Origin of the sequence: Stenotrophomonas sp. HMWF003 (genome assembly GCF_003061285.1) — a bacterium.
Lineage (GTDB): Bacteria > Pseudomonadota > Gammaproteobacteria > Xanthomonadales > Xanthomonadaceae > Stenotrophomonas > Stenotrophomonas maltophilia_AP.
Map to the genome: position 1 here is coordinate 6,247 of NZ_QAIW01000184.1, position 577 is coordinate 6,823.

Annotated in this window: 1 protein-coding gene; it reads right to left on the bottom strand. The window is 69.5% G+C overall.

The window, feature by feature from the left end:
• Nucleotides 1-77: 77 nt before the first annotated feature.
• Nucleotides 78-577: chorismate-binding protein (locus tag DBR34_RS07455; RefSeq protein WP_181393933.1), on the bottom strand; the 500-nt coding region annotated here is incomplete at its 5' end.

The following is a 577-nucleotide window of genomic DNA, read 5'->3' on the forward strand; positions in this document are numbered from 1 at the left end:
GCACCCGCCATGGTCACCTCGAATGGTTTTCGCCGCCGCGCAGCATACCGCGCGACCGCTGCACACGCCCAAACGGCTCAGTCATGCCGGCCCAGCGCGCGCATCAGGCCGCGCGCCTTGGCGCGGGTTTCGTCCAGTTCCTTGTCCGGGTCCGAATCGACCACGATGCCGGCGCCGGTGCGGAAGGTGGCGCTGGCGGCGGCCACTTCGGCGGTGCGGATCAGGATGTTCAGGTCCAGGTCGCCATCGCGGTTGAGCCAGCCGAACGCGCCGGTGTAGGCGCCCCGTGGGGTCTGCTCCAGCTCGGCGATGATCTGCATGCAGCGCACCTTCGGACAGCCGGTGATGGTGCCGCCCGGGAAGGTGGCGGCGATCACCTGGCCGGGGCTCACGCCCGCGCGCAGGCGGCCACGCACGTTGCTCACGATGTGGTGCACGTGGGCGTAGCTTTCCACCGTCATCAGCTCGTCCACCTCGACGCTGCCGGGCGTGCAGATGCGGCCCAGGTCATTGCGTTCCAAGTCGATGAGCATCACGTGCTCGGCGCGCTCCTTGGGGTGGCCGACCAGCTCCTGGA